Consider the following 20,793-nt stretch of genomic DNA (forward strand, 5'->3'; position numbering starts at 1 on the left):
TCACTGTAACCTCTCCAAATCTTCAATGAACTCGAAGATTGTTGGCTTGTAGCCTACCGGATACTGCCCAGCCTGCCCACCAAGACTTGTGTTAACCCGAGGGCTAAGATCTCCCCAACTCGGTGGCTCTGCCTTGCCAGTCCATGTCGTATCTGGGACGTGCCCGGCATGTCCTTGGTACGGCTCTCCCGCCGCTTCCGCACGCGCCCGTTCTCTGGCAGCAGCGCGCGAAGCCTCTTGGCGAAGTGCGCCCTTGGTTGAAACACGTCCTGTAGTTGAAAGCTCTCCTTGTGCGAGTGCCGTATTACAGCCTTCACAGTATGCGCGGACCTGTGCGATTTCCTCGGGAGTAGCGTTCGGTGGCGGGCGGAATTTGACAGGTCCTTCGTTAGTAGAGGCAACCGTAGGTGCCCCTGCGTTTTTCACATGGACTGCTGCACCACCTTCTGTGCTCTCGATCACAACTACCGGCTTGCTCTGCTGCGAGATACGCAGAGCCGCGCGTTCACTTCGCCATGTTACGTACTCTGCGCGGGCCACAACGCCCATCGGAAGCAGTCCCATGCCGGCTTCAAGCGCGCCACCAGCAAACTGCCATCCACCTTCAGCGGTGGCCATCGTGTGCACGCCACTCGCCACAGCCACAGGAGGCAAGGAATGAAAAGCAAGCTCTCCGGCAACTTCCGTCGTCCGACCATACAAGGAAATGTTGGGTTCAAAATCCAACGCCCGATCGAGATCAGCGCTGGACTGCATTGATGACAGCAGCGGAGACGATCCGTGTTCGATGTATGGGCGTCTAAAGCGCCCCGCTCCGCTGGCCAGCAATGGCTGGGCGACCATTGGCGCGTTCGCATCGCCTCCGGCAAACAGCCGCATGCGAGCTTGCGCTTCCAACAACGCACTCGCTTGTTCAGGTGTCCGCATCTGCGCCGGACTCAAGAACGGCAACGCACCCCCAGCCGTTGGCGCTGTCGTACAGCTGCCATCCTCCGCACAAGACGTGACGTCAATCTCGATGGACTGCCGCCCATCCGGATCAACAAACGTCAGCGGATTCCCATTCGCATACAGGTACTTGTTCAGCGTAATCGGCCGCTGCGTATCCCCCTCCCACGGATCCACCTGCAGGAACCGCCCCACCCCCGGCAACTGATACCGCGCCTTCGCATAATTCAGGCCGCTTTCGCTGTCGTGGTAATAGCCGGTATACCCAACATTCGACTGCAGCCCAGTGCTGGTCTGCCTCACGCCCCAAGCATCAAATCGGGTGCTGCCGGCAGTGCTGCCATCGGCATTAATGAGCCGCACGGGTGATCGTTGGGCGTCGTGGAGGAACTGGATGCTCTGGCCGCCCACATGAGAGCGTTGGCTGAGCGTATGGCCGGCGGCGTATTCGTAGACTTGTTGCGGGTTGCCTAGAACGTTTGTTTCAAGGCGGAGCTGGCCTTGGTCGTAGCCGAAGCGGGTGGCGCTGAGGGCGTCGCGCTTTTCGATGCGCAGGCCGCGGGCGTCGTAGCGATAGCGGGTGGTTTGGCCTGGGGGGGCGCCTTGCAGGCTGAGGGTGGCGAGCCGATCTTCAACGTTGTGGCGGAACTCGCGGGTCTGCCCGCCTTCGGTTTCGCTGGCAAGGTTGCCGTAGGGGTCGTAGGTGTAGGTGGTGGTGATGCCGCTGACCGCGTCGCGACGCTCGGTGAGCTGGTCGCGGTCGTTGTAGGTGTAGCTGATATTGGCCGTCAGCACCTGAGTGCCGGCATCAGTCACGCGCTCGGTCTTGCGATTGCCAACCGCATCCAGGGTGTAGACCGTATCTTGCTCGGGTGTGTGAACCTCGGTAAGGCGATCGTCATCGTCATAGACGTAGGTGGTGAGTCGCGTCGTACCGCCGCTGCTGAGGGTTTCGGTGAGTCGGTTGCCGCGGGCATCGTAGGTGTACACATAGCTTGCGACCTGCATGCCACTTTGTCGGTGGATCAGGGTGTCGAGTCGACCAAGATCGTCGTAGCGGTATTCGCTTTCGGCATGGGGACCGTTGATTTCCTTCAGGCGACCGGCCGCCGTGTAGTCAAGACCGAGCGCCTGGCCTTGACGTGGGTTCACCGCAATCACCCGATTCAGGGTATCGGGCGTGAAATCGGTGATGCCACCGACGTCTTCTCGCCTCAGGCGATTGCCGACGGCGTCGTAACTCCAGGTGGATTGCAGACCGAGGGGGTCGTTGTCGCTGGTCAAGCGGCCCAAGGCATCCCACCGTTGACTGCGATCGGTGGCGCCACTGACGCGCGACTGACGCTCAGTCAACACGCGGCCATTGCCGTCGTAGTCGAGGCTGACAGCAGTGGGTTGCTCGTTGTCAGTGAAGTCGGTGCTGCCGGCGGTGTAGTGGCGGCTCAGCGGTCGATTCAGCGCATCGTAGTCGACATCGACTTGCCGACCCTCGAAGTGCTGCTGAACCCGATTGCCGTTGCCATCGTATTCGAAACTGATGACCTTGCCGTCCGGCCAGGACTGGCCGCTAAGCCGATGCTCGGCGTCGTAGCTGAACTGGGTGTTGTGCTGCTCGGCATCGCGAATCTGGCGGCGCAGGCCGTCGCGCGTGTAGCTGTATTCGGTGCGGTGTCCGCTCGGGCTGATCACGGCGGCCAGTTGATTGGCCGCATCGTACTCGAATGCCCAGGGGTGGCTTGCGTCGGGCAGCGTGGTCGATGTGCGATTGCCTACCGCGTCGTAGCCGTACTCGGTGACTTGGCCGCGAGCATCCTCTTGCTCGATGCGGCGCTGGCGCACATCGTAGCGATAGGCCAGCTCGATGCCGTCAGCATCGGTTTCGGTTTCCACCTGATCGAAGGGCGTGTAGGTCCATTGGCGGTGATAGCCCAGCGGGCGCTGCTCGGACAGACGGCGGCCAGCCAGGTCATAGGTGTAGCTGGTGGTGCGCCCCAGTGCGTCGGCTGAGGTAAGCAACCGTCCGGCGGCGTCGTAGGTGCGGGTTTCGGTGGTGACTTCCAGCCGCGAGCTGGCGCCCTCGGCCGATAGGCGCTGGGTGACAAGTGGTCGGTTATTGCGATCGTAGCTTTGCTGCGTGCGCTCGCCGGCCCGGTCCACGGCTTCCAGCACATTGCCGGCCACGTCATAGCGCCAGCGCTGGCTGTAGTGTTCACTATCCAGCGCTACCCGCTCCTCGCTGCGACGCTTCAAGCCATCGTAGCTGAGGGTGGTGACGATGCCGCGTGCATCGGTTTGCTCAGTGAGATTGTCGTTGCCGTCATAGGCGAACCGACGCTCATGCCCTTCGCTGGCCTCAGGTACCGGCGGCCCGGTCGTCGAGATGCGGCGGTTGAAGGCGTCGTAGCCGTGTGTGGTGACATGACGCTCGGCATCGGTTTCGGTAAGCGTGTTGCCAATGGCATCGTAGCTCCAGTTCATCACCCGCTGACCGGCGTCGGTGGCCGGTAGGCGACGCTCAGTCTCGCGGCCGAGCGCATCCCACTGCGAGTGGGTGGCGCGATTGAGCGCATCGACTTGCAAAGTGACGTGATCATCGGCGTCGTAGGCAGTTTGGCCGACAACACCGAGTTGGTCTTCGATGAGAGTGATGCGATTGAGTGCGTCGAAAGATTGGCTCAGTTGGCGGCCGTCGGGCGATGCAATCAGGACACGGTTGCCGTTTGAATCCAGGGTGTACTTGGATTCCTGGCCTTCTTCAGGGCCCCGCTCCGCAATCACTCTATCCCGTCGATCGTACTCCGTTGTCCAGTATCCACCCGATGGATCCGTTCGGCCGATCTGATTATTGGCTTCGTCGAACTCGAAACTGGTCTGATTGCCCTCGCCGTCGAGGCTAGCCACAAGGCGACCGCGCGGATCATAGCGCCACTCGCGCTGCTGCGGAACGAACTCAGGGTCGTCGGCTGAACTCAGCGTTTCGAAGCGCTTCTGATCGGCGGCATCGTAAACGTAGTCGACCACACGTCCCTCAGGGGCACGTGTTTGCGCCCGACGATCGCGGTCATCGTAGCTGTGCTCAGTGCGGTTACCCTCCGCATCGACTTCCAGCGTGACATTGCCGTTGTTGTCATACTCGAAGCGCGATTCGTAGCGCTGCCCTTCGGCTACCCGCGCGACCTTGGTTCGCCAGTAGTTGGGTGCCTCGTACTCGTATTCAACAACGCGCGGCGGCGCTTCGCTGTTGCTCTCATCGGTAATCGATTCAGTTAACACGTGGCCGAGAGCGTCGTGCGTGTAGACCGTCTTGCGCCCCAAGGGCTCGAGCTTCTCGACCAGACGGTTGGCTGCGTCGTAGACATAGGTAGTAGGGTTACCGCGCCAATCGGTACTGCTGGTCTGATTGCCGTTCTTGTCGTAGGTGAAACGACGGGCGCGTTCAACCTGCGTGCCCACCGCCTGCGTCTCTTCGATGACCCGCCCCATCTCGTCGAAGCGGGTTTCGTGGACGATACCGTTGGGATCGGTGTGGCGGATCAGGCGCTGGGCGTCGATGTACTGTGTCGATTCTTGATCAGACCCGGCTTGCGACTGATCGGCCGTCCCCGGATAGCGCACCAGAGTGCGACGTCCACGAAGGTCGTACTCAAATGTAGTCTTCCTGAGTGCCCCATCCTGCAGCTCAACTTGCTCACTCAGATCGTTGTAGCGAGCCTTCCAACGAAGCCCGATCTCATCCCGCTGGGAAACTTCATGTCCGTACTCGTCGTACGAATGCAACGTTTCATGCAGCAGCGCATTGCTGGATGAGCGACGATCGCCGTTGCTCGCGACGACGTAGATCTCGCTGGAGTCTCCGCGGCTGACACCGAGCAGGTTGCCACGCGGGTCGTAGCTGTAGGTGGTAGCGATCTGACGTTGATCAACATAGCGCAACGGTCGATTTCGAATGGGCAGCGATTCGCCGTTTGCTTGCCTGAAGGCGGCCTCAGGAACGAATTCCCAAGTTCGAGAGTAGCTCCTGCCTGCTTCACTTCGAACTTCGCTGATCTTGTTGCCCGCATCATCATACTCATAGGCAACAACCGTGCCTTCGGCATCGGTGACTTGAGCCGGCTTCTGATGCAGGAGGTTCCATACTGTGGTCGTCGTACCCGCCGGATCCACAACCTGCTCGACGCCTCCGTATCGATTCAAGTGATAAGTTGTAGAGTGCGAGCGTGCATCTCTGACTACCACCCGCAAAGGGTCTCGCCCACGCAGCCCTTGATAGGCGAAGCGGATGTCGCCTTCATCGGCTTCCTCAAAGCGAACCACGCGCAGCTCGGGAACCAGCATGAGTTCACCAGGCTCGGGCTCCAGTGCGTTCCAGGCCTCCTCGTATTCATAAGCCTGGCGCGTCGACTCAACCGGTCGCACCACATCGGTAAGCCGAAATCCAAAGACCACAAAGCGCCGATCGCCATCCGGCTCAAGCAACTGAGAACCGCCAAAGTCCTCATACTCGTATTGTTCGATGTCAGTGACTCCACTGCCGTCGCTGGATGCCAGTTCGACCTTGATCAAGTTGCCCCAACCGTCGTAGCTGTATCGACGCTCCCTGCCTTCCGGCATCACCAGTCTTGTGAGCATGGGGCGTCGTACGCTTGAAACTATCGCGCCAGACCCACCGGTTCGGTTGATCAGTCTGACTTCATGCTGGAGCAGCAGCTCTCTACCACTTGTTTCGCCTATTCGCGACACAACCCATACGCCACCGAGTTGCTCGTAGTGGTAGTCAACTCGATTGCCGTTGGGATCTTCGATCTTCACCAGTCGATAGCCGAGCAAGGGCCGATCGCTATCGCCGTATGCGTACACCGTGCCGTCCGGTGATACAAATTCAAACTGGCCGGCAGTCAGCTGGCGCAGCGTGCCATGGTAGCCTCCGAGTGCGCGATAGATCGTACGGCCTTGCGCTTCGTCGTAGTGGTCGGCAACGAATCGTTGCCCCTGGCCCGCCCCACCCACCACGGTGTGCACGCCGCATCCATCAACCTGTAGTTCAGACTCCAAATCACTGAACCAACCATTCCCAAGGAGTTGCAGCAAGTTTCCTTGGTGACTGCTGTATGATCGCGACAACTTCAGCCCAGGCCCCCGGCCACCGAGCGACAAGTCCTCTCGGCTGATGACTGCATGCCCATCGAACAAATCAACCCCTTTGACAAAGCTGTGGGCCAAGGACGTGGTGTCGCGTCGCGTTAGCTGGTTGAAGAACTTTCCTGTGTAGTGTTCGACGGTGCCGTCATCGCTCAGTGCGCGAACCGTATACTCGTACGCGCCCATGGGAAGCTGCATCGGCCGCAGGTTGAGCGTATGCACTCCTGCGTTTCGACGAGCTTGCGGCAACCAGCTGAGAACCTCCGCGCTGCTGTCTCCGATCTGGTGGATCGAAACCGATAGGTCTGCCGTAGTTCCAATTGCGACAGCCAAACGCGTACCGTGTTCGCAGACGTGTTCGGCTGCCACGTCAGCCTCGAAGCTCATGTAAACAGGTTCAGAGCGTGATTGCGGAACAAAATTGTCCAGTTCTGGCGTTTGTTCAGCAGCGTTCAGCACGCGATGGCCTATCAGGGCCTTTCCCGTCAGCTCTACTGTCGCAGGCTCGGACACCATTTCGAACTTGGTGCCCACATTGATTCGCGTACGGATCTCGATTGGAGACTCTGCATCGAGTCGTTGGCGGGTGAACAGCAAACAAGAGGCCCGATCCCTGGCACCCAGTTGCAAACAGCGATCGCGGGGATCGACATTGGTCTCCCACTGGGCGGAATGGGCGGTGTAGGGCCGAAGGTGTTGACTCGCCTGCTGAATCCGCAGCTCAGCCCTGAGTGGGCTCGTGGTGTACTGCAGCGGATCGAGGGCCAGCGGTTGCGGGCTGAGTTCAGGAGGCATCAGGTCGATGACCCAGCTCTTGAGTAACTCAAAAACCACAGCCATTCCCCTAGTCTCACCTGGCTGCGATCCGACGAATCCGAACATTCCCTCGATCTCACCGAGGGATTGGCCTCGAAGATCGTACTCCCAGACGCATGAGCTCAATTTTCGTACGGATTCGGCGACACCGTGCTCCAGTTCGAAAATCCGGAGATCTGTGCTCTGTCCGAAGAACGTGCATGACTCCTCTACCAGATGAGCGCCCTCGCTTCGCAGATAGCCAATCTGAATTCTTCGTGGCTCAGGGAATAGGCTACCCGGACGAACGGCATCAATCTTGGTGAAGTCGTCTGCGTAGTTACCGTACCACCCTTCCTCCAGTTGCCTCGCATAAATGAAGCCCTTCCCCTGCGCCTCGTCTCCCAGCACGGTGGTTGCCCACTGCGTTGCCAGCAGCAATCCCGACAATCGCGCACTGCAATGGGTACCATTCCGTCCTACATAGCCGTTCCGGCCGAACGTGGCGGTGGGGCCATCCTCGATGCTAACCACAAGACGAAGGTGGCTTAGGGCCGAATATCTAGGGGCCAGATGAACCAGTGCCCCCCAGTGCTTGCTGGTCACCTGGACAGTCGGGCTTGCGCATGCGGGGACACTGGTCGAGTAGCGAGGCATGGGGCACTGGGAAGGCTCTATCAACAGACTGGCGCGACCGCCGCCAGCGCCCGGGCAGTCGGCGAGATGATCTCTCACTTCAACCTTAATGGATGCGTTCGCGACCGGGTTGCCAAATCTGTCCAACGCATACAGCGCCACCGGGATCTGCCCCGCAAACGACGTGTGCAGAAAGATTGAATGCGGATAGGAGTCTGAATCTGTTGGCGGAATCTGGCCGGAGTTGTCGAAAAGGAACAGATAGTCCGACCCAAGGCCCATGGTGAACTGAGCCGGCTCATCAGGGAAACCGTATGCGTAGAACGACGCATCAGAACTCACTTCACCGTCATAGGCGACTACGCTGGCACCCGTCCTGCTGTAGCTTGCGCGGTCGGCGAACTCGCGTTCTGAGCGCAAAATGTAGTTGCCAAGCCCGTTCGTCGCTTCCGCAAGCCAAGCCGGCATGTAGGCGATTCCGCGAGCGTCTGTCAACGCGACTGCAGCACTGGCATCTGCTGATGGTGTTTCCCCGAGGCGCAGACTGCCCTCCAAACGTGAAAAAGTAACGGCAGCCCCTTCTACCGGCCGCCCATGCCGATCCAGCACTCTGGCCGCCAGATCGGCCGGAAGGCGTTGGCCGACCGTTCCAAACTGCACGCTGGAACCCCGATCAATCTGTACTATCGCCGCAGCCAAAGGATCCTGATTGGGCAGCGGCGCATAAGGCTCAGCGATCAACGCCGCCAATTCGCTAAATAGCCACAAGCTTGGCGGTGTGATGGTCACACCACCGGCGTAGCCTCCGCTGATGAAGTAGCCGAATCCTTCTGCGTCGGGTGCTTCCACTATCCAGACCGAGCCGCGCCAGGACTGCAGTGAGAGCGGAATCGCGGGTGCCTTCACCTGGTAACCGCGGCGCAGCCAGGGTTCGATGGCGTCACGTACCGACTGTGGATGCGCGGCAAGGGCGGCGAGATCGGCGGCGCCGCGCAGCTCGATCAGTGAAACGCCCTGTTCGGCGGAGAGGCGCAGGCCCTTGTCAGCCGAGATGCTTTCCACGCCCCATTGCGACTCGAACACCTGGTGTTCGAGCGCGCTACCTTGCAAAGCAGAAAGCCGAATGAAGTCCTGCGGGTTGGCGCCCAAAGCCAGGGCGACCGGCACCTGGGGCCGGGCCATGGCATCGAGGGCCACGCCGTGGAAGTGGAAGCGCTGCGGTAAGTCGAGGCTGCGCTCGATCTCGTACTGCGGAATCGCCAGGGCCAGGCTGGGAAGTGGCCGAATGATGCGTGTGGCGGTGAAGTCGGCCAGGTCCTGGTCTGCCGCATTCCATTCGCTCAGATATCGCGCAAGAAACTGGTTAAGCACGCGCGAAGCCTGACCTGCGGCATCTGCCGGCAGGGCTTGCTCGGGATCAACCAAGACCGCAGCATCGTTTTGCGCATCGACGCGCAATGCTGCCACTCCGCCGGCCAGCAGCGTCTGCTGAGCAGACGCGAGCGGGGTATCGCCGATCAGCGACTCCACTGCGAACTCCACCGACTCGCCAGCCCAAATCGTACCCTCGCCGACTTCAACCGGGCGGCCGTCTACCAGTAGCACGGGGCGCAGTTGCAGGAGGTAAAGCGGAACGTCATGCAGACTCACTGCGGCGTTGATCAAGGCCTGATCTTCAACCGCCGCGGCCTGGAACTGGATCGCAATCTCCTTGCGATTCAGCGCGCTGAGAGGAAGCTCGACCTGCAGCAGCGGCGCCCCGTCGCTGGACGCGCGGATGACGATCCGCAGGTGCTGACGGAACATATCATCAAGTTGCGCCGACTCGGCGAATACTCGTTGCACGACATAGGGCGTGCCAGAGGGTGCGGCCTGCAGCGCCACCGCCGCGTTGTGGTGAATCGGGCGGTGCAAGTCGGGATCGGTGGGCGGTGTGAGTTGCAGGAAGTAGTCGATCAAACCCTGGCGCAACTCGGTCAGCGGCGCCTCGACGCCCGCGCCTTGCAAGTAATCGTGCACAAAGCCACTGGCATCGATCTGCGCCTGCTGCAGCAACGACGGCTGGGCAACGAATTCAGCCGGCTTCAGCGCAGGCATCAGGGGCAGCCAGGTCAGTTCATCCTGGCTGGCGGCGTTGCCGCGATAGACACCCACCGGGATACGCGCCGCGAGCCAGGTGTGTTCGATGTCGTAGGCGCGTACTCTGCCACCCGCCACGACCGGTTCGTGCGCAAGGCCAGCGGCGGCCAGGCCTGCACCGACTTCGCTAGGCTCGACACCCAACTGCTGGGCCAGATCCGCCTGCGGCACGCGCACCACGCCATGCTCGTAGCGCACCGCAACACCCGACGCTCGCAGCAAAGCGGCAAGCAGACTGGCCTGATCGACATCGTTACCGGCGCCAGTTTCCAGCGTGCCCTCAGCCGCCTTCTGCGCTCCGGCATACCATTGGGTGCGAATCTCGGTGCGAACAAAGTCGATGATGCGCAGGTAGTTGAATTCTAGTGAAGCGGCCTTGGCCAGTACCGCCTCGCTCAGGGGGGCATCGCCCGAGCCAAGATAATCCTCGGCGCGCGGTTCCGGATCGGTGGCGCCATTGGCGTAGACCGGTGCAATGATCGGCGAGCTGCGCGGTGCGGCAATCAGCGTCTGCGGTTGAAATACCGGCAGGCTTTGATTGCCAAAGACATTGGGACGATTCGTTACGGAGCGCTTCTTGCGCAGAGCACTTATCACCGACGTTGACGAACCTTCGTCTGCAAGACGTCGCAATGTATCGTCCGCCTCGGCCAACCATTGTTGACGCGCCTGCGCCAAACGCGCACGCGCCGCCGCCGACGCGCCCCATTGATCCAGTGCTTTGGCGTCCTGATCGAATGCCAATTCAGCCAAAGCGCGTTGCGCTCGCAGGCCCTCCAGCGGCAGGACTGACTTGGTACCGGGCTGCCAGTGAGCGACAAAGCGATCAAGCTCCTCGGAGAAGCTCAATCGCGGATCGGTCGGTGGATGCCACTCATACGATGGCTGCTCCCCAGCGGATTTTCCGTCAGCCTGGGCTTTCGCCACATAGCCTGCGGTTTCCTCGCCTCGCAGCAGAGCTTCAAGCGCGGGACTGACCCCAGCCCTTAGCGGCGGAGAGTACGCACCCAGCAACAGCGCAATCGCCATCAATGGGGTCAGCAGCGCGAGGCCGCGACGGCGCGCACGCAGCGCCACACTGGCGGCAACCAGCCCTGCCAGCATGATCAGCCAAGCGAAGCTCGTGGCCGGAATTTCCGGTGGCCGCTCAGGTCGCATCACGCCCAGCAGAGCTTCAGGGCTGCGCCTGCCCTGTGCGGTTTCTGCACGCAGCACGAAGCGATTCTGGCCCGGGTAAAGATCAACGTTGCGGAACACGAATCCACCTGCGGCATCGGCATAAAGACTGGCCAGCTCGTCGCGCTGAATAACCCCCGACACCGGAATGCGGCTTTCGCGCCAAAGCGTGACTTCCGCGCTGGCGGCCGTTCGCCCTTGAATGGAAGTCCTATCGCTGTACAGCATGCTGTTGTTCACGGGTCTATCAATCACCAAGCTGATATCGGCGGTCTCTACCTGCAGTTCGGCGGCATCGAGCTGCACCCAGCTACCGTCCGCTCTTTGCAGCATGAGTTGCAATGCCACCGCTCCGGCATTCCACTCGTGCGAATTCAATCGCACCAAGCGCTGATGGCTGGCGCCCGCAGCGAGGTCGAGCACGGCCTCTTCGGCCAGCTCAACGGGACGTTGCGCGGGCTGTTGATTCAGGCGATAGCGAAGACCGGAGAGCGCAGCGCTACCGGTGTTCTCAAGATTGATCTGCACGTCAACCGCATCGCCGGCGAAGACTCGCGAGGGTGCCTGCAACCAGCCCGCCAGCGGACTCGATGGATCGGCCACGCGACGCACCGATCGGATGGCAACAGGCCCGATGTTGCCGGCGCGATCGGTTGCCTGCGCCGACAGCTCGGTGTCGCCGATGGCAAAAGGCCAGCGCGCCACCAGGAACTGGCCGTTGGCATCGGCCTGGATCTGCATCGATTTGAGCGCGCTGTGCAACTCGACGATGGCGTCCGGTTCGGTTGATCCACCGACGCTGCTGAGCGGGCGGGTAAGCTCGACGCCGGCGGCCGGCAATACCAACAGCACCGCTGGCGCCGACAGATCGATCTCGAAGTTAAGCGCGGTCTGTGCCGAGTTGCCGGCGGCGTCCGTGGCGATCACCTCAAGCAGATGTTCACCCTCGTCTTCCACCTGCGACTGCAGCTCTATGGGCTCACCGTTCAGCAGTGCGACGATCTGCAGCGGCGCGGTGTCGCTGGCCGAAATGGTCAGACTGCGGGGGCTGGCATACAGCCCATCGGCAACCACGCCCTGTACCGAGATCAGCGGCGCGGTGAGGTCAATCTGAACATTGCGTTCCGCAACAGATGACCCATTGCCAGCTCCGTCAAGCGCCCGTGCTTGCAGTCTAAGCGCGCCTTCGGGCAGGCCCGACAGGGTCGCGTTGAACTGCCGACCATCGCCAGCATCAGTGGCCCTGACCCAGGCAGCGCTACCGGCACGGACTTCCACCTCGGCAACTCCACTGACGTCCTCATCGACAAGCAGCGTCAGGGTGACGGTGTCTCGATGGAAACTGGCTTCGACCGGAGCGCTGAACTGAACGACCGGGGCCACCGTGTCGACAATCTCAAACTGAGCCGATGCAATTTCAAGCGGCGCCGCACCTGAGCGATCCAGCAGGGCGACCCGATACTGGCCCAGCTGCCAAGGCTCACTGGGCAGCGCGCGCTGGCTTTCGCTGATCGATCCGCCATCGAGGTCTTGCACGAAATCCTCGGCAAAGACTTCGTTGCCGGACTGCACCTGCTCGACCCGAAGTGCAAACGGATAGGCAATTCTTGCTGCTGGCGCCGCATTCTCAACTTGCAGGTGAAGCTGCGCCGCTTGGCCGGCGGGAATCTGTGCAGGCTGCGCCCAGATTCGCGCTGAGATGGTCGCATCAGGATCTGAGATCCGCACCACCTGTCGCTCCACCCACTCACTTTGCAGGCCAACGCTGTCGGTGGCCTGCAAGCGCAGGACATTCTGCCCGGCACTCAGCGGAACCGCATCGAACTGAAACTCACCTTGCGCGTTGGCAGTGGTGAACAGCACGCTGCCCTGAGCCTGCAGTTCCACCCGCGCACCAGGCTCGGTCATCCCCACCACGCTTACCGAATCAGCCTGAATCTCCTGCTGTTCGCGAGGGCTCACGACGACCAGACCAGGGGGCTGGGTATCGACGACGAAGCTTAGCTGCAAGCTACTACTGTTTCCGGCCAGGTCGAGCGCGGTCACGGTCAGCCGATGGCTGCCGTTTGTGCTGATCGTCGAACCGGTCTCGAACGGCTCTCCATCGAGCAACACCTCATGGCTGCTCAGATGAATATCGCTGACCTCCACTACCGGCGATACCGGCTGGGCATAGCGAGCCGCATCTTCGACACCTCGCACGCGAATCTGCGGTGGTTGACTATCCACAGTGAAAGAACGGCTGACTGGCGTCGACGCGTTGCCGACGCTATCCACGGCCCAGACCCTCAGGCTGTGCACGCCGTCTGCCAAATCGCTTCGCTGCGCAGTGAAGTGTCCACCGGCAGCGAGCACAAGCTCGGTGCCCGATTCGGTACCCAGCGCATGTAACACGCTCGCCACCTGGCTGTCGGTGTCTTGCGCCGACGCCGCAATGACGACGGGCGGAGCCACGATGGCTGAGGCCAACGGGTTCAGAATGACCACGGCGGGCGGCTCACGATCGGCGATCTGCACGTTGGCAGAAGCAAGATTGCGCCATCCACCTTGTTCGGAGAGTTCAAGGTGCAAGCTGGCGCTACCGAGCAGCGACGACAGGCTGACGTCTTGCTCAATCCTTTGAGTCTGAGCACCTGCGGGTATGTTGGTGCTCCACTGGCTTGAGTAGGCCAGCTCCCCTGACGCAGCGAAGCCCTGAACACGCAGTTCTACCTGTCGGTCAACGCTGTCCGCGTTGCTGATCGTCGCGGTGTAGCCGATCGGCTGGTGACGGCCGATGGTAGTGACGCTGGTCTGCAAATGCCCCGATATCTGCGCGCCGCTTGTTCGAATCACCTGACGCAGCACCGGCGCGGAACGGTTTCCGGCAGCGTCCTCAGCCACTGCCGAGAGCAGGTTTGGCCCGAGTCGCAGAGGAATCTGTGGGTAACTCGCATTCCCTTCTGTATCGGCATCTGTGCTGAAGGTCTGACCATCGAGTGTGAGGCGGACGCGCGCGCCGGGTTCGGTGTGCATGGCCACCGCCAGCTCAGCCTGCTCGACCTCGACATCGTCTGCCGGGCTCACGAAGCTCAGCGCCGGAGGCACGGTGTCAATGGTGAAGGCAACGACGCGGCGACTGCGATTACCAGCGCTGTCCTCAGCAATCAGCTCCAGCGTATGGCTACCTTCCTGATCGACGCGCACCGGCAGTGGCGCTGGCTCTCCGTCGAGCCAAGCTGCCAGACTCTGTAGATGAAGGTCACTGGCGCTCGCTGCTGCCAGAACAGGCCGGTTGTAGAGGGCGCCCGCTTCCACACCACTGAGGTCGATGACCGGCGGCGTGTTATCCACCACGAATGGCCTGGGCTCACTTAGCGCCTCGTTACCCCATTCATCGGACGCTCGTACCCGCAACGAGTGAGTGCCGTCGGCAAGCTGCGACAGGCTGCTACCCTGATCGCCTGAGAGCCCGACCGTTAGTTGACTCCATGCGCCTTCATTGACCTGATAGCGTGCACTTGTCACGCGTGAGTGGCGATCGACCACGCGAGCCAATGCAGCCACCGGGGTGCGCTGCGCGGTGCTCACCATGGGCGCCAACACATTGATCATCGGCGGCTCGCGGTCAACAGCGAGCAGATTGCGGCTGGCCAGCGGACGCCACGCGCCGGAGAGGGGATCCAGCGCCTCAAGCCGCGCTTGATAGGCGGCTGCACGTGGCGGGAGCTCAGCAAGATCGAGGGCCTCGGGTTCGAAGGACGCGCCCGCAGCGAGGTCCACCGCATAGCTGCGCTCAAGAACCAGGGTGACCGGCGAATCGCTAAAGATGCGCAGTCTGGCTTGTGCAGACTGTAAATGGCCCGTTTCGTTGCTGACGCGCGTCTGTAGCCGGCTTGCACGGCCCAAAATCCACTCCGAACCCGGATCAAGGGTAAGTTCCCCGCGCAATGTCTCGATCGCACCGGCCGGGTCGATCTCGAGATCCAAACGCTGCGACAGCTGCTGCTGGTCAGACTGGAACTCCAACCTGACCTGGTACGCGCCAGTCGCGTTCGGTACCCAAGTGATCTGTCGTCTTGCCCGAGACCCAGGCGCCATGGCGCCCAGGCGCGCGCGCCAGATGGGCTGTGCATGGCCAGCCTCGGGCACGGCGCTCAATATCAGCTCAGCCCCGCTCAGCAGGGTGTTTCCGCGCAGATAGCGAAGATCAAGATCCAGGGGCACGGCGCTGCCCACTGAGTAACGCGCACTGTCCGCGCTGAGCCCAAGCTCGAGCACCGCGCCGGGAAGGATCTGTACCTCCACCCGGTCGACGTCCACCACGTGTCCGGCCAGGTCTAGCAACTCGGCCTGGACGCGATAGCCGCCGGCAAAAATCTCACGCGTGCTGAACTGCCAATCGCGTGAAACACGCTGACCAAACTGCATGCTTGTCAGCTCGTCGTTGGAGATGTTCAGTACGGTCTCATCTTCCTCGTCCAGCAATTTGAGCACCACCCGGCCGTCGAAACGGTCTCCAGGGTTGATCACGATCATTTGGCCCAATGCCGGCTGATCGGCAGCCACGGCGGTCTGCTGCAGACTCACCTGGATCGTCGGACGCGCCGACGAGCTGACCAGAAATTCTGCCTGCGCACGGTTGTTGTCCTCGCGTGGCTCCTGCAGACCCTGCAGCGGGTCGGCAAGCGCTTCAATGCGATAGGTTCCAACCTCATCGAGCCTGCCCAGGCGGAACACCATGGCCTCGCTGCCGCCCGGCTCGATCCACGAGACGGCGTGTTCTGCGCTCAATGCCCGGCGCCGACCGGAAGGATCGATCAGCTCGGTTGCCAGCAGGGGTTCGAACTCAGCCGCCAGCCTACCTCGATTGTGGATGGTCACGAAGGCGGTATAGGTCTCGCCGGCGGTACCAGCGGCGGGTGCCACCCGCACATCGGCATCTCTGATCTCAAGGTCAGCCAGTTGCGCTGTGCTATTCAGCCCGAACACAGAAACGGCGCTGGATGCCGCGCCTTCCTGTCCGGCGGAACCGACAGCGGAGGCCTGTAACAGATTGTTTCCCTGATGCGCCAGCACGTCACGCGCACAGAAGGTGCCGGCCGGCGCAATCACCACAGCGCTGCCATCATGCAGCTGCAGCAGAAGGTGGCCGGAGGGCTGCCAGGTCAGCGCAACTGGCGACGACGTCCCATCCGATTCCCAGATCAGCTCGCCTTCGCCCACGCCACTGACTGGCAGGAGCAGCAGTCCGTCGTCATCGCTGGTACTCAGCGCCAGCTGTTGCCGCGAGGGTGAAACAGACAACAGCTGACCGGCAATACCCTCAAGCGCAAGCTCCGAGGTGCTGCGGGTCAGCGGGTCAAAGCGCCACCCGCGGCGCCCGTCTGCGTCCTCAGTGAGGAAAAACAGGGTGCCATCGAGCGCCGATACCACGACCTCGCCCACGACCTCGTCGGAGACGTGAGCATCGACCAGCAAGGAGTCCGCATCCACCAGCACGACGCGTCCTGCGACCGAAAGCACAAAGCGACGACTGTCAGGCAACCACTGAACAGCACGATTCGGCAGCCAATCAGCTTCCATTGAGGGCAAGGAGCTGATTGCGCCGGTGACCGGATCGAGCCGTGCGAATTCGAGCGAGCCTGCACGGTAGCCCGCTACTAACCAGAAGGCAGCATCGGGCGCAATGGCAAGCTGCACCACCTCATCGAAACCGAAGTTTCCAAACGATTCCGGATCGCCGTCCGGCAGCTCAATGCGTTGCAGCTCTTCATTGCCCGAGCTCCAACCCCACAGCGCGTTTGCACCCGGATCAAAGCTCAATGCACGCCAATACCCCAACTCGCGCACCTCGCCTGCGGACTCGAGGTCATGCAGCAGGCTTTCTCCCTCCACCTCGGCGAGCAACCAGCGCCCAGACGGCGACAGCACGAGCTGTTCGGGCTGGCGGTCTGTGCGGCCGGTCAGCTGACGCGTGCTCAGTCGACGCAGTTCGGTGTTTTCCTGCAGGCGGACGCCCGTTTGCAGGGCCCGATTTCGTCGCAGTTGAATCAGGTCGGCGCCGGTCAAGGCAAGACCGCACACATCGAAATAGCTCGACCGCCAGGCAATTGGGTGGGCCGCGTTGGTCGGATAGTAAATGGCCGGAGCGCCTGGGCCGCCCTGGCGGCTGGGTACACCGCTACGAACTGCACTGTATGGACTGAGAGTGCCACTCGAATCGACCGCCCTCACGCTGTAGTAGTAGCGAATCGAGTTGCTAAGTCCACGGTCGACCAACTGGAGTTCCGATGTTTCGGCCACCTGTTCGAACAAGCTGAGCGGCGATTCGGTGAGCGAGCGATAGACTCGGTAGGCAGCAGGTGCAGGGCCCGACATACCCCAACGAATGCGCAGCGCCTCGCCCTCGGGGAGCGCCTCTACCGCGGTGATCTGCGGCGCAGGCAAGCCGCTGGCCACCACCTCAAGCTGCACGATGTTGGATGGCGCGCTCTGGTTGCCCGCGTTATCCACCGCATGCACCCAGTAGCGGTAGCTACCCTGGCTCAAGTTAAGGTCGATGTACTGGCGAGCGGCGATGACGGCTATCCGCGCATGATCGCGATAGAGGTGATACTCCGCCACATCGTTGGAAGCACTTTCGCTCCAAGAAAGTTCGGCACGGGTTCCTTCAACACTACCTTCCAGCTGCACCGCGAGCGGCGGCTCAAGATCACCCTGCGCTATTTCCCAGGCTGGGCTCAATGCGCCTTCGATGCCAAGCGCGCTCACTGCAGCCACCTGGTAACGATGCCGCCCGTCGCGCTGCACGTCACTCGACTGCAAGCCTGGCAGCAGCAGACGCTCAAACAGCTGGACCTCGGCAAGGGCAAACTGCCCGCCGGCGCTGGGCAGGCCGTGCAGTTGAAAAATCAGCCGATCGGTTGGATAAGCATGGTCGAAGTACAGCCGCTGACTCACTCCCGAGCTGTCGTCGAAGTTGCGCAGGGTGACCAACTCGCCGTCGGGACTACGCGCCCTGAGGCTGAATGACTGCGCCCGAGAAGCCGCGTCTCGCCACGTCAGTTGCACGCCGCCCAGCAGCCGCTGGGAATCCAACGTGAGTTCGAGCCTGGCATCGGTACGACGCGTGTTTCCAATGGACCGGCCCGTCCACACGGTGTTGGCATCACCGTCGACGGCGTGCGCCGCGCCGACCGATGGCTCGCCCGTGGTGGAACTTGGAGTTAGCGCGCGATCGATCTCGGTCTGACCGTTGCGATACAGGCGATAGCCGGCAATATCGCTGCCGCTTACTTCGGACCACTGAAGCGACACGCTGTCCGTCTGCGACTCGCCTTGCAGACTCTCGGGTGCCGGCGGCACCCTGCCACGTCGCACACCGCGTTCCGTCACCCGGCTTCGATGACCATCATTGGCCTGCAGCACCGCCCTAAGCATCGAGCGGCCGAGATCAACACCCATCGCGGGCAAGGTGAAATCACCGGACTGCTCCAACGGCCAGTAGGTGGTCGATACCCCACCCTGCTCATCTACCCGTTCCAGCGACAGGGTGCCGGCAGCCGGCGAGTAGCCTCGAAGGTCAACGGTGCTCGCCGACGTGGGCGTAAACGGTTGATCAACGGACAGGCTCCGAACGATACCCACTGCTTCGTTGGAGGCGCCCGAGAAATTGCCCGCCTGATCGCGCGCGTACACTCGATAGCGGTACTCGCCATCGGCCAGGTCGCGATGGGTGAATGCGGCAGAATCTGGCTGCTCCAGCGCGAGTTGTTGCCAGTCTCCTCCGGCGGATCGCCACTCGATCCGATAGCTGTCGAAGTCGCCTTCCAGGCTCGACTGCCAGCTAACCTCAACGCGCCCGCCGTCGGCCACCGCCGTCAATCCGACCGGCGCAGCAGGAGCCACCAGATCAACGTAGCTGACGGTCACCAATGGCGGCTGCGGATCGACCAGTCCACCAAGATCGGTAGCCACGGCGGTCAATTCGTAGTCGCCATATTCAAGCGCGTCGACGTCGAACAGCGCGCTCCAGCGTTGCCCGCTGCGGATCGCCTGAAGGTCGACCCACTCGTTAGCGCCAACCGGCCGCATGCTAAGGGCAACTGAGGCGATATCAAGATCGGCACTGGTGGCAATCAGCGCAATCGACTCACCGAGCCGCATTCCGGTTTGCGGCTGCAGGATCTCCATCGAAGGCGGCCCGTTGTCGAGCTCAACCTGCTGCGGCATGGAGGGCGCGCTGATATTGCCGGCCAAGTCGATCGCGTAGACGCGATAGTCCAGCACGCCATCGGGCGCCGAATCATCGCTGTAGCTATTGGCCGCTTGCGCTGCTGAACGCAGGTCGTCCGGCACGCTGCCGCGCACGGGAATCAACTGACCGCTGCGATACAGCAAATATCCCAGCAGGTCGGGCTCGCTATTGGCCTGCCATTGCAGCACCACGCCCTCGCCTTGCACTACCGCGGTGAACGCTTGTGGCGGCGCAGGCGGCAGGTTGTCGACCACGACCCCTGCGCGTGTCGCGGCACGATTCTCGCTGCGATCGGTGGCGCTCAGCTCCAACTCTACGCTGGATTCGTCAGCGTAGTCGCGCGTATTCCAGCGCAGCAATCGGCTATTGACGATCGACTGCTCACCGCGGGCCAGCAAAACGGACTCGCCAAATTGGGAGATTGCCTGCAGCAGGAACTCCGCCAGATCTTGATCACCCCGTGCGGTGCCAATCACCGGGTACTCGGCACGCACACGCTCGCCGGCAGCAGGGCGCGTCAGCTGCACCTGCGGCGGCGTGCGATCCACCTGCACTTGCGCCACATTGCTATCGGGGCTGTAGTTTCCGGCTCGATCAAATGCGCGCACGGTGTAGCGATAGGTACCATCCAGCGCCACCTGATCGTCGAACTGCCCTTGAACACCTAGAACCGCCCGCTCGCCGGCATCAGTTCTAGACACCACGAAGCCGGCCAAATCTTCGGTCTCAGAACCGTGCCAGTTCAGCCGCACCGTTCGGCCTTCGCCCACCTGGGCCGAGAGCACCGGCGCTGGCGGCGGCACGGCATCGACCTGAACGGCCACCTCGGCGGTGGCGCTCTGCCCCGCCTTGTCGATAGCCAGCACGCGGACGCGGAAGCTGCCCTCCTGGCCAAGGTACAGAGACGGGAATGGCGCGTTGTCCAAAGCCTGTTCACCCACGCGAACAGTTGACCAGCGCGCTGGATTCACCTGTTCAGACACCTGCAGCTCGTAGTGGTCGAGGTTTTGCTCTTGCACCGATCCAATCAGGCTGAGATTCGGCGTGACCCAGGCGCCATTCACAGGCTGTGAGATGGTGACCCTCGGCAATACGGAATCAATCTTGATTGCTTGCCAGGCCACGCTCTCGTTGCGCGCCTGGTCTTTCACTCGCAGCCCGAGCAGGTAGTCACCACTTATAGTTCCACCGACAGACCAATCCAACAGCTGTCCGTGGTCGACGGGCTGTGAGGAAACACTGAGTTGCACTCCGGCCGATGCGGCAGGCGGCTCGGTTTCAGAGCCAGAGCTCGGCAGCAGGCGCAGCTCGAATTCGCTGAAGTTGCTGTCACTGGCCTGACCCTGCACGGCTAGGCGCTGTTGACCTGCTGCCGCCACCCAGCCGTTCGCGATCGGGGTGTCGACACGCGCGATGGGTTCGGTGCAATCGAGAGTAAATGGAACGCTGCGGCTGAGCAGGTTACCGGCCTGATCGCTGGCTTCGATATCCAGGAGGTAGTCGCCCTCATTGCCTCCCTGCAGCACGTTCAGCTGCAGCGCATTGAAGCCACGCCCCTGGTCCTGCCAGACTGGCCCGCCTCCGACACGCGTCAGCACGGCCTCCCAACCGAAGTCGTGGTTATCGTCCAATACGAAGTCGAGTGTTTCGCGACAGTTGATATAGCCGTTGTCAGGCATCAAGTCGCGAAGCTCGGGGGCCTGCAGGTCGATCTCTACCCG

At 61.9% G+C, this 20,793-nt stretch carries 1 protein-coding gene (only partly in view); it reads right to left on the reverse strand.

What is annotated here, in order from left to right:
* Positions 1-20,793, reverse strand: the 3' portion of a protein-coding gene (locus IFO71_RS13840) for a CARDB domain-containing protein (RefSeq protein WP_192030240.1). It continues 8,877 nt past the right edge of the window; only the last 20,793 of its 29,670 coding nucleotides appear in the window; its start codon lies off the right edge, out of view; its stop codon occupies positions 1-3.

The organism is Pseudomarimonas arenosa, assembly GCF_014841215.1.
Lineage (GTDB): Bacteria > Pseudomonadota > Gammaproteobacteria > Xanthomonadales > Xanthomonadaceae > Pseudomarimonas > Pseudomarimonas arenosa.